The 12400-nt window shown below is 44.3% G+C and carries 10 protein-coding genes; 1 reads left to right on the top strand and 9 read right to left on the bottom strand.

Features of this window, described 5'->3' with window-relative positions:
• Window positions 1-42: 42 nt before the first annotated feature.
• From GGD38_RS27800 to GGD38_RS27765, 8 genes are all read right to left on the bottom strand, one after another.
• The gene (locus GGD38_RS27800) at window positions 43-1722 is read right to left on the bottom strand and encodes a DEAD/DEAH box helicase (protein ID WP_375302991.1); all 1680 of its coding nucleotides are present in this window, start codon (window positions 1720-1722) and stop codon (window positions 43-45) included.
• A gap of 467 nt (window positions 1723-2189) precedes the next feature.
• Complete coding sequence (locus GGD38_RS27795) at window positions 2190-3038, bottom strand: prephenate dehydrogenase (protein ID WP_375302992.1); 849 nt, start codon at window positions 3036-3038, stop codon at window positions 2190-2192.
• A gap of 3 nt (window positions 3039-3041) precedes the next feature.
• A complete protein-coding gene (locus GGD38_RS27790) occupies window positions 3042-4220 on the bottom strand; it encodes a pyridoxal phosphate-dependent aminotransferase (RefSeq protein ID WP_375302993.1) in 1179 nt (392 codons plus the stop codon).
• A gap of 130 nt (window positions 4221-4350) precedes the next feature.
• On the bottom strand, window positions 4351-5232 hold the full coding sequence (locus tag GGD38_RS27785; protein WP_375302994.1) for a prephenate dehydratase: 882 nt from the start codon (window positions 5230-5232) through the stop codon (window positions 4351-4353).
• Between the two features lie 344 nt (window positions 5233-5576).
• Window positions 5577-6140: a hypothetical protein gene (locus GGD38_RS27780; protein WP_375302995.1), complete on the bottom strand. Its 564-nt coding sequence runs from the start codon at window positions 6138-6140 to the stop codon at window positions 5577-5579.
• Window positions 6141-6251: 111 nt separating this feature from the next.
• Window positions 6252-7487: a T9SS type A sorting domain-containing protein gene (locus tag GGD38_RS27775; protein WP_375302996.1), complete on the bottom strand. Its 1236-nt coding sequence runs from the start codon at window positions 7485-7487 to the stop codon at window positions 6252-6254.
• 377 nt (window positions 7488-7864) lie between these two features.
• Entirely contained in the window at window positions 7865-8719 is an 855-nt protein-coding gene (gene murQ / locus GGD38_RS27770) for an N-acetylmuramic acid 6-phosphate etherase (RefSeq protein WP_375302997.1), read from the bottom strand.
• An 11-nt stretch (window positions 8720-8730) separates the two neighbouring features.
• Window positions 8731-9576, bottom strand: a complete 846-nt coding sequence (locus GGD38_RS27765) for an N-acetylglucosamine kinase (RefSeq protein WP_375302998.1) — start codon at window positions 9574-9576, stop codon at window positions 8731-8733.
• 539 nt (window positions 9577-10115) lie between these two features.
• On the opposite strand from GGD38_RS27765, the gene GGD38_RS27760 reads away from it, so the two are divergent.
• Window positions 10116-11702, top strand: coding sequence for a S41 family peptidase (locus tag GGD38_RS27760; protein WP_375302999.1), 1587 nt, complete (start codon window positions 10116-10118; stop codon window positions 11700-11702).
• 283 nt (window positions 11703-11985) lie between these two features.
• Here GGD38_RS27760 and GGD38_RS27755 read toward each other — a convergent pair whose 3' ends face one another.
• The gene (locus GGD38_RS27755; protein ID WP_375303000.1) at window positions 11986-12342 is read right to left on the bottom strand and encodes a DUF6249 domain-containing protein; all 357 of its coding nucleotides are present in this window, start codon (window positions 12340-12342) and stop codon (window positions 11986-11988) included.
• Between the last annotated feature and the right edge of the window lie 58 nt (window positions 12343-12400).

Here is a 12400-nt window from a genome sequence, read left to right as displayed (position 1 = left end):
TTTCGCAGACCAGCACATTAGCAAATTAGCTCATTAGCCAATTTATCTACGGCTGTCCGCCTCGTTCATTCTTATTCTTCTTCCTTTGTAATTTCTTCCGTCAATAGCCCGGATCATCTGACTGGCAGCTTTTTTGTCAATCTCGATCCAGCTATTCATTTCCTTCATATCTATTCTACCCAGTACCTCTTTTTGCAGCTCGCTCATATCTAAAATGAACTGCAGGAAGCTGGCTTTATAAAAGCCGTCTTTGGTACCCAGGTTTACAAATAACTTGGTATAATCACCACCGCCGGCGCCAAACCTTTTACCTCTGGTATCGGTAAATTGTCTTCTTTCGCCAGGCTTTCCTACCGTTAATCTTTCACCTGCTGTTCTTTCACCACGGCGTTGTTCACGTACGTTCAGATCTTCGGCGTTCTCATAATATTTCAAAAAGCGGTCAAATTCCAGTGCTGCTACACGCTTCAGGATATCTTCCTTGCTCATGTCGGCAAACTTTTCCTCGAGCATTGGCACGTAGGTTTCGTAATCACCGTGGTTCACCTCCAGCGACAACAGTTTATCCATGAAATGGTAGAACTGTTTGCGGCAAACATCTTTGCCGGTGGGGATCTCCAGCTTGTGGAAAGGCGCCTGTACAATGGTTTGTATCTGCCTCATTTTTCCAAGCTCGCGCACGTGCACTATCGACATACAAACCCCGGTTTTACCGGCGCGGCCGGTTCTACCGCTTCTGTGGGTGTATACTTCCACATCATCGGGCAGTTCGTAGTTTATTACGTGGGTGATGCCCGAAACGTCGATACCGCGGGCGGCCACATCCGTTGCTATTAAGAGCTGCAGGGTTTTGTCCCTAAAGTCACCCATCACTTTATCGCGCTGTTGCTGGGTAAGGTCGCCATGCAATGCATCGATATCGTATCCTTCGCGTGTTAATTTTTCGGCAATATCCTGGGCATCAGCCTTCGTACGGGTAAAAATGATGCCGTAAATGCCAGGGTTGAAATCGATCAGGCGTTTCAGCGCTTCATACCTGTGCTGGGCACTGGTGATGTAGTACTGGTGATCGATGTTCTTGTTGGCCGAATTCACTTTACCTACAGTTACCTCAACCGGGTCTTTCATGTAGCGTTTGCTTACACGACGAATTTCGGGGGGCATGGTAGCACTGAACAACCAGGTGGCTTCACGCTTAGGAGTGTTCTGCAAAATGAACTCAATATCTTCCTGGAAGCCCATGTTCAGCATTTCATCGGCTTCGTCCAGTATCACGTACTGGATCTGTTCCAGGTCAATGGCCTTGCGTTCTATCAGGTCTATCAAACGGCCCGGTGTGGCTACAACGATCTGCACGCCTCTTCTCAAATCACGGATCTGTTGCCCTATCGGGGCGCCGCCATATACTGGCGCCACAAACATACCCGGTATAAATTTCTTGAAGCCTTCCACTTCATTCACGATCTGCATGCACAATTCTCTCGTCGGACAAACCACCAATGCCTGGGGATGTTTCGCCTGTTCATTCACCAAATGCAATAAGGGTAACCCAAATGCAGCCGTTTTACCGGTACCCGTTTGAGCCAATCCCACCAAATCCTTGGTTCCGCTCAGTAACACAGGAATAGCCTTTTCCTGAATCGGCGTGGGATTAACATATCCTAAAGCATTGGTAGCCTGTATCAGCCTTTCATCCAAACCCAATGCATCAAATGTTATCATAGTCAGAAAATTTGGCGCAAAGGTACTGTTATTATGGCCGCTGACCTAATCAAAATCCTGTTCAAAGAGCAATTCAATGTTATCCTGAATACTTAGGGCCTTATCGACCGCCTCGTATAATTTGTCTATTTTACCCTTCTTTTTACGAAACCCAGCCGGAGCAAGGGTTTGCGGGTTTAGCTATTCCTTCTAGCATATTAGCTGAACAGAATATGGGGGATTTACGATTTTTTAAATACAGCCGGAGGCTGAAGGCTTAAAGCCTAAGGCCAAAAGCCAAATACAGCTGAACGCTTAACGCGGAACGCGAATACAACTTCGCGCTTCGCCAGCCTCTGTAGCCTGCAACCTGTAACCTGTAACCTGCAACCTGAAATCTGATACCTGCAACCTGTATTCCCTGGCAACTGGCACCCGTTAACCGGCAATAGTTTCTTAAAACAAAGAACTTTCAGTAACCACCTAACCTACTTAAGAATCCTCCTTATCGTGTTCGCATTCTCAATAAGCTCCTGCAGATAGGTATAATTTTCCTTCTCCAGGCAGGCTTTGAACTTGCGCAGCTGGCTTATGTGCTCATTCAATACATCCAGCACATGCTCGCGGTTCTGTTTGAAAATAGGCACCCACATGGCAGGATTACTCTTTGCCAACCGTACCGTACTTTCGAAACCGCCACCCGCCAGCTCAAAAATGGTATCGTCTTCTTTTTCCTTTTCCAGTACCGTATTGGCCAGGGCAAAGGAGGTAATGTGTGATATATGGCTTATGTAGGCCGTGTGCATATCATGGCTGTCGGCATCCATATAGGCCAGGTGCATACCCAATTGACGATAAATTTCTTCAATGGTTGCAACCGCAGCCGCATCACTTTTTTCTTTTTCACAGATCACGCACGAACGGCCAACGAATGCATTACGCACGGCTGCCTCGGGACCGCTGTACTCGGTACCCCACATGGGATGGGTGGCCACAAACCGCTTGCGCATGGGATGGTTGTTCATAGCTGCGCACAAGGCATGTTTGGTACTGCCCGCATCGGCCACTATTTGTTTATCGGTTACCATATCCATAACCTGTTGCATAACACCTATGGTGGCGTCAACGGGAATGGCCACATAAATGAGGTCGGCTTGTTTTACGGCTTCTTCCAGGGGCAGCGCTTCATCTATCAACCCCAGTTCAATGGCCTTTTGTGCACTTGCCGCCGTGCGGCTTACACCGATCACTTTTTTAACCAGCGCCCGTTCCTTTAAAGCCAGGCTAAAAGAACCGCTGATTAATCCTACACCTACTATGGTAACAGTATTGAACATTGCTTAATTAACTTTTAATGCTGGTTTAAATTCTTTTATCCGTTTAATGCTTTCGGCAAACTTTTCTTCGGGACTGCAAAGGCTTACCCGTATATAACCATCGCCTGCTTTACCAAAGATGCCGCCGGGTGTAATGAACACGCCCGTACCATACAGCACTTCATCGCTTAGTTCGTAACCGGTGTTATAACTTGCTGGGATCTTAGCCCACACAAACATGCCGGCCTGTTTTTTATCGTATACGCATTGCAACAGATCGAGCAATTCAAAAACTTTTTCGCGACGCTTTCTGTAAATAGCATTTACTTCATCGTACCAGCTTTTGGGCAATTGTAATGCTTTTGCAGCAGCTAATTGTGCAGGCAGGAACATACCACTGTCCATATTGCTTTTGAAACGCAACACTTCATCAATACGTTCCTTGGCCCCACTCATAACCCCTACCCGCCAGCCGGCCATGTTATGCGATTTGCTGAGCGAGTTCAATTCAATAGCCACTTCTTTAGCGCCCGGTACTTTAAAAATACTTACCGGTGTATCGTTAAGAATAAAGCTGTAAGGGTTATCGTGACAAATAAGAATGTTATGCTTTTTACCAAAGGCCACTATCTTTTCGAACAGGGTGGCCGAAGGCAACTGGCCTGTAGGCATTTGAGGATAGTTGATCCACATTAATTTGTATGTGCCACCGGCTGCTACTAATTTATCCAAAGCATCGAAGTCGGGCTCCCAATTATTTTCTTCAGTAAGATCGTAATCTACACACTCGCCACCGGCCAGTTTTACCGCGCTTCTGTAAGTTGGGTAACCGGGGTTTGGCACCAGCACTTTATCACCAGCGTTCAGGTAGGTCATGCATATGTGCATGATGCCTTCCTTACTTCCCAGCAAAGGCATTATTTCGGTATCGGCATTCAGTTCAACATTATACCATGTTTTGTACCACTCGCTGATGGCTTTACGCAACACCGGCGAACCTTTATAGTTTTGATAAGCGTGTACATTAGGTTTGGCGCTTTCTTCCTGTAATGTCTTTACCACATCGGCATGTGGCGGCAGATCGGGACTGCCTATACCCAGGTTGATAACGTTCTTGCCCTGCTTGTTCAACTCATCTATCTCACGCAGTTTTTGCGAGAAATAATATTCGCCAATACCTTCAAGCCGTTTTGATGTTTGCATTGTATAATGTTTCCTGAATTGTATAATTGAATCGTTACTGACTTATTTTGCTGTTACCAGTTACCGGTTTCCAGTTGCCGGGTATTCTGGCATTTGTATTTCCCGGTAACCTGTACCTGGTAACCGGCAACTACTCTGCATTCTTTCCTTTCTTATAAACCCCATATACTTTCACCTCTTCGGTTATGGGTTTAATGTTTTTAACAACATCATCAAACTGGTCCATAGTTTCAAATTCCATATCAGCATGAAAACTGTATTTCCAGTCGCTGCCTGGAATGGGGAAGCTTTGCAATTTGCTTAAGTTGATACCGCCATCAGCTATGCGTGTTAATACCCTGGCCAGGCTGCCGCGTGAGTGATCGGTAATAAAACTTACCGATGCTTTATCGGCATCATTTACCGGTTGCGCTACTTCTTCGGGTTGCAGCACCAGGAACCGGGTATAGTTGCTTTTCATGGTGTGAATGTTGGGCGCTATAACTTCAAGATCGAACAGGTCGGCCGCCAGTTTACTTGCAATAGCTGCGATGTGTTTGCTGCGATGCTGGTGAATATGTTTAGCGCTTAGGGCCGTATCTTCTGTTTCAACAAGCTTCCAGTTGTATTTGTCGAGGTATTCGAGGCACTGTTGAATGGCCATGTAGTGAGAGTGAACTTCGCGTATATCTTCAAGTTGTACCCCTGGGTTAACTAACAGTTGTTGTTTTATAGGGAGGTAAATTTCGCCAACGATCTTAAGGGTACTTTTTTGCAACAGGTTGTAGTTGGGTAATATGCTGCCGGCGATGGAGTTTTCGATAGCCATAACGCCACCGTTGCTTTCCTTTTTATTGGTGGCTATTTTTATTACTTCGCGAAACGTGGCGCAAGGTATCACTTCTACATTTTTGCCGAAGAACTGGCGGGCTGCCACCTGGTGAAAACTTCCTTCATAACCCTGTATAGAAACCTTAATACCAGTGCCTTGCGTTGCGTCGGCGCTCTCCTGTTGTTGTTTTCGGTCGACCATAATTTCTTTCTTTATGCTTCCCGTTTCCCGATTACGATCGGGAGGGAATTTAGTTAAGGCATAAAAAAAGTCCCGGCTTTTGGCCGGGACTTCTTATGTTGATCTTTTTATTATCTATTTAGTTGTCAACAAAAGCATTCCCGGCCTGCTACTAAAGTAGAAGTAAAAATAAAAGTAAAAGAAACCGTATGCTTTTGCGATGTTCATTAGGTCAAAAATAATAACTAATTACTATTGAGCAAACTTTTTTCAAATTAATTTACTGTATCCAACCTGCCTGTTTAGTCACAAAACACAGACGGGAACTGCATTTCAGCGATTTAAAAACCCGGTATCCAACTAGACTATTCCAATCTTTTCCGCATTTGCTCATCAATCATCTTAAATAAGTGGAAAGGCTTATAGGTTCGCCAGTTGGGTAATTCCATCAGTTCTATGTAGCGGTTGAGGCGGGCATGTTTAAAATCGTATTGCGTTTGTTCGGGCATGTTCAGGACCACTATCCAACCTTCTTCATCGGTAACTTCTTCAAACCACTCCTGGTAGTAATCTTTATCGCCGCTATGAAAGTTAAGTACATTTTCAGCAATGAAGATGAACTTGGTAATGCCTTCATAGAAGAACACATCAATTACTTCACGCTTCAGTTCCATGATGTCGTTTTCGATGGCATCGTTCCACTCCCCTATCAGTTCAATGATGGCATACTTCTCTTCATAATCGGCCATCAATGTTTTCAGGTACATGGTTTTGGAACCGAAATCGTCCCACTGCGGATGGATGTAGTAATTGTAAACGGTTTGTGAAAACGTAAACTCAGAATACACCCTTCCAAAGAATGGTGACTTCTCATCCTGCTCACTTGTATAAATGTGACGCCAATTATAAAATGGTTCTATTTCATGCATAACTTAAATCAATTGGCTTTAAAAACTATGCCACGAAGGCAATAAGTAATAAAAAAAGGCTGTAGCAATTTACAGCCTTCGCAATGCGGTTTCCAAATATTTTTTATTGTATTATTCTACTATCAGCTTATCGGTGAATACCGCTTTTTTACTATTGCTTAACACTTTCACCATATAAGGTCCTTTGGCCAAATTGGACTTCACATTTACCGGAACCACCTGGGCGCCATTGGCAATTACCGCTATTTTTTCTGAAATAACTTTACCGGTAAGGTCGAGCAGCTGAATAGTGTACCGGCCTGTTTCCCTAATGTTAAATGATACATATACCTGGTTGCTTACAACCGGGTTAGGATATAATGCAAATTTTTCGTTACGGATAACAGCCCTGTTTATCAATGGTACTGTTGGTACATCATTTGAAAAGGCCAGGTTGCCATTGGCAAGGTCCGATGCATTGAATACCGTACCCTGAATATCTATACGGTTACCCTGCCAGGTATGCATATCAACTTTGTAATAACCTTCAGCAGTATTGGCGCTGCTTACGATCAAAAAGCCTTCGCTATCAACAACGGCGCCATTGGTGGTAAAAGTAGTAGGCAGTCCTTTTATTTCGGTGATCCAGGTAGCCACTTTAGTTTGAATGTTCACTTTAAATACCTGACGAAATGCTGTAATAACATACAGGTTGCCGGCTGCATCGGCGATCATATCGCCACCCCAGCTTGTTGCCTTTGTGTGAATTGATTTATCGCCATTGCTTTCATCATCTTTTAATGCGCCCAGGTCGGAAATAGTGGCCTTGCGACCTGTTGTAAAACGCATAAGATGATTGGCATCGTTGCTTAACGCATAACCATCGCCATCGGCGGCAATTACCATACGCGTAATATGATTGGCTTCATTATTAAGATCAGTAGCCGGCGTAAATGTTTCGTTGTCGAAATAATACATCTTTGGCTCCTTATCATCAAGATCTATATACCGCAGCTGGTTCATGAACAAAGGGGCATAATACAAACGGTTATGCCGTTGATCGTATGCACAGGCGGCAGCCAGTGAAGCTACAGGTGTATTTACATTGGTAGTTACGCCGTTTTGAACAAGCGATTTTATTTCTTTACCGGTTCGAGCACTGAATACCGTTAAATTGGTTTGTTTGGCTTCAAATACCGAACGGGTAACATTACCGGTGGCAAAGTCAATTTGTTTAACATCGGTCCAGTTAAAATTACCTTTTTCAGAACTTGTAATAGCGTAGGCAGTGGTTTGTTGTCTTTGCTGGGCAGAAAGCTGCGCCGTGATCAACAACAGGCAAGAAGCGAGTGTAAAGCTGTATCTCATATAGTAAATGTTTAATGATATGTACCTAAAAGTTACAGCTTTTTGCGCAGGTTGCAATCGAAGTTGACGGAAATCGTGAATCGTGAAACGGTCCGCCAGCTGGCGGATGAAACGTGAAAGGGCTCGCGATTATTCAGTATTGTATACGACCTTGCGGCGCCCAAATTTATTGCTGATCGCCGATCAAACGCAAACCTCGAAATTGGGCGTTTGCCGTTTCACGTTTCACGTTTGACGATTTTCACATTACACATTACATGATAAGCATATGCAATTTCCAGGTAAAAACCTGATCCTGCTCAGCAATTTATCCAGCAACTAATGGGTACGGATATCTTGTTATTTTTTTGAGCGGGCAAAGATATATGTATGAAGATTTATTTTAAAGAATCAACCGCTTTTTTAACGCTACCATATTGTAGCAACAATTCGCGGGCTTTATCGTAGCTGCTGATACCGGTTTTTTCCATTACCATTTTGGTACCGCGGTCAACCAGTTTGCTATTGGTAAGCTGCATGTTTACCATTTTGTTATCTTCTACCCTGCCTATTTGGATCATTACGGCAGTAGAGATCATGTTCAGCACCAGTTTTTGGGCGGTACCGCTTTTCATACGGGTGCTGCCAGTAACAAACTCGGGGCCTACCACTACCTCAACCGGAAATTCGGCTGCATTGGCCAGCGGGGAGCCGGCATTGCAGGTTATGCATCCTGTGATAATTCCTTTTTTGCGGGCCTCGGTAAGGGCGCCTATAACATAAGGCGTGGTGCCGCTGGCGGCAATGCCTATAACTACATCTTTTTCGTCGATGGCATGTTTCATAAGATCGGCCCAGCCTTGCTCCCAACTGTCTTCAGCTTGTTCAACGGGACGTTGAATAGCTACATCGCCACCGGCAATTATACCAATTACAAGGCCCTGGGGCAACCCATAAGTGGGGGGAATTTCGCTGGCATCGAGAATACCCAGGCGGCCACTGGTACCGGCGCCAATGTAAAACAAACGACCGCCAGCCAGCATTTTATCTGAAATGGCAGCCACCAGTTTTTCTATTTGGGGTATAGCCTTCTCTACAGCAACCGGCACCTTCTTATCTTCATTATTCATGTTAGTAAGCAATTCATGAATACTCATATCCTCAAGATGCCTGTAATCGCTCGACTGCTCTGTTACCCTGTTAAAATCTGCTGCCATATTTCTGTTGTTCAATGTTTTATTCGTATTACTCACAATAAGGTTTTTTAATGTACATGGTATTGGATCAAACCTTCCATGGCACCTTTCATGATCTTTCCCTGTTCAAACTCGTAAGAATGACAAAGCTCATTGATAAGGTCATGAAACGCAAAAGCCACGCCGCCTACAAAATGTATGGGGCTGCTCCAGCTTTCGGAAAACTTACATAAATGGTTAAAAAAGAAATCATTCAAACCGTCTTCTATGATATTTTCAATCATATAGTGCCCTCTGTTCTCCGACAAAAACAGGCAAAAAGAGGCCATGTACCTGTTTGCCAGCGGCTTCCGGTAAACATTCTCCAATATATCAACGGGTGATGCACTATATCTTGATTCGAATTTATAACGCAGCTCTTCGTCGAACGTATTGTACAAATAGTATTGAAGTACTTTTTTACCAAGGTAGGCCCCACTTCCTTCATCACCCAAAATGTACCCAATGCCCGGCGCCTGTTTGGTTATAGTGTTGCCATCGTAGTAAACCGCAAAAGAACCTGTTCCCAGGTTGCATGCCAGCCCTGCTTTACGGCCATTGAGGGCCCTGGCGGCAGCTAACATATCATCACTCACTTCAATTTCGGCCTTGCTAAAAACACTTGCCAGTGATGTTCGCACCATATCAACATTGACCGGGTTACGCATTCCGGTTCCGTAATAATGGATCTCGTCAATTACTGTTGAAGCCGGCAGTTGTGGCAATAATTCCTGCTGTAATAAAGCCACCGTTTTTTCCGTATTAAAAAAATACGGACTTATTCCCTGAGTAAAAACCGATTGAGTACGTTCCTTTGATTCTGCCAGAAACCATTCACATTTGGTTGCCCCACTATCAGCCAGCAGTATTGCCATATTTATAACCGTTTAATCGTATAATTCCAAACCCTTGTTGCAGGCTCATTTATACACATAGCCATCGTGCGAAGGTAAGACGCATAGCTGAAACAACCATGCTGAAAGCCAGGCATATACCTTGCATAAAAACGCAAACAGCCTGAATTACAGCCTGCTACCCTTACCTCTTATTTGTTTGAAGTGCCGCTATCATGCGGCCTGTAACCATTCAAAACAAAAAAACGTTACTTGCAAATTAATTATGAACTTCGCCGAAATTTTAAAGATTTCTATCCCTTGCGATGCTGTTTCTTTGCAACTCCGGCAAAATCACTGACAGTACCAGGTTGATGGAAATCAATTTCAGCCGGGCGTATTGTCGCTTTAACACATATTTATACGCGCTTGTAAGTACGCCAGGCAGGTGAAATTGTTGCTTAAACGTATTTTATTTAAAAACTAACGCATTTGTAAATAAAAAAGGCGGTATTTGTGGTACATATCGTGGGGGGCAGTCTACCCCACCGGCCTTATTAAAACAAACTATACAATTTCAGATGAAAAGACTTCAAGTATGGATGCCACTGTTATTCTCCTTGGTTTTGGTCCTGGGTATGATGATTGGTTCGGCTTTAAGGAATAATATTCCCAACTCACGCGGCATTTTTAACAGAGGCAAACGCTCGGTTCTGCAGGAAGTAGTTGACCTGGTAAATTTGAAATATGTTGATAAAGTAAATACCGATACCCTGGCCGATGAAGCCATACAGGCCATGCTGGCGCACCTTGATCCCCACTCGGTGTTTATACCCGCTTCAAACGTGGAAGAAATAAACGAAGATCTGCAAGGAAACTTTGAAGGTATTGGCGTAGAATTTTTCATCATCGACGACACCGTACATGTTACCAATGTGCTGAGCGACGGCCCCAGCGATAAGGCCGGCCTGCAGGTGGGCGATAAATTCCTGAAAGTAGGCGACTCGGCCGTAGCTGGTAAAAACATCAACGGCGATAAAATAAAGAACCTTTTACGGGGTGTGGGCGGCAGCAAAGTGAACGTAACCGTACTGCGCAATGGCAAACAAATAAGTGCAGCCATTACCCGTGGCACCATTCCCTTATATTCAGTTGATGCGGCCTACATGATTGACACCACTACCGGTTACATTCACCTGAATAAGTTCGCCGGCACTACCTACGAGGAGTTTATGAGGGCTATGGAAGAACTTCAAAAGAAAGGCATGAAGAAACTCATCTTCGACCTGCGCGGCAATGGCGGCGGTATACTTACCGAAGCCACCGATATTGCCGATGAATTCCTCGACGACGAACGACTGATCGTATATACGCAAGGCAATAAACAGGACAAAATTGAATACCGTTGCAAACGCCCCGGCCTTTTTGAAACCGGTAAACTGGTATTGCTGGTTGACGAAAGCTCAGCCTCAGCCAGTGAAGTAGTGGCCGGCGCCCTGCAAGACTGGGACCGCGCTACCATCATTGGCCGCCGTACTTTTGGTAAAGGACTTGTACAGGAACAATACGACCTCAGCGATGGTTCGGCCCTACGCCTAACCGTTGCCCGTTACTATACACCTATTGGCCGTAATATTCAAAAGCCATACAACAAAGGCCGAGATGCTTATAATGATGAGCTGGCCGAACGTTTTGAGAATGGCGAACTGGTAAATGGCGATACGGTAACAAAACATACCGGCCCCGCATTCAAAACCAGGAGCGGTCATATTGTATATGGCGGCGGTGGTATTACCCCCGATGTGTTTATTCCATTTGATACGGCTACTTTCTCAAGCAATGTATATGTGCTGTTCGACAACCAGCTGTTCAGCAAATTCATTTATACATACTACCAACAAAACAAAGCATACTTTGACCAGTTTAAAACCCCGGCCGATTTTGCCCGTCGTTATAACGATACCCGCACCGCCTGGAACAGCCTGGTAACTTATGCCGGCAAGAGCAGCATCAATGTGCAAACCGTTCCCGAACGCGATAAGCTGGAGATAGAGAAACGTATTAAAACCTGGCTGGCCCGCCAGATTTGGCGAATGGAAGGTTATTATGAAGTGAGCAATGCAGATGATGCGGCTATTTCGAAGGCGCTTGTTGAAATGAAGAAGTGAGTTGACGAGTTAACAAGTTGACGAGTTGACGAGGAGTTGAAAAGCTGATACAAGATTGTTTTTACATAGAAGATCCCACTCGGTTAAATGAGTGGGATCTTTTTTTGTTGGTTGGTATTCAGTTATTGAGTTGTTCGGTTATTCAGTTTGTAAGTTGGGGCTAATAGTAAGTGGTTAAAGGCTAGTGAGGCAGTTAACTCATCAACTTGTATTCTTCCTTTATCAACTACATCAGCTTTATCACCTTTTCAACTTCTTGTTAACTTGTTAACTCGTCAACTTGTTAACTCACCTCCTTATCAAGCAACTCTTTCTTCTCCACCTTATACGAAGCAATTAAACCAGCACCACCACCAATAGCAATAAACGCAAACCACAAAGCCGGGTTATCACGATCATGCAGCACGTACTGTGTAATAATATATGCCAGGGCCAAACCAATACCGGCGCCCATTAAAAGCAAACCCCATTTTAAATTGGTATATGGTGCAGGGCGATTTACCTTTTCTTTAGGGTTCAGGCCTTTTTCTAGCATGGCAAGATTTTCGCGGCTCATTAAATACCTGATACCGAAGATGAGGATGAACAATGCTAAAGAGGAAACCATTAACCAAACGATTGCTAATACTCCTTTATCCATAGTTTTTAATTTTTAAATTCTATACATCTATGACTACTGCAGTTTTTCCGTGGTTACA

The organism is Niastella sp. OAS944 (genome assembly GCA_024809215.1).
Taxonomy (GTDB): Bacteria; Bacteroidota; Bacteroidia; order Chitinophagales; family Chitinophagaceae; genus Niastella.
This window is presented reverse-complemented; position numbering and strand designations above follow the sequence as displayed.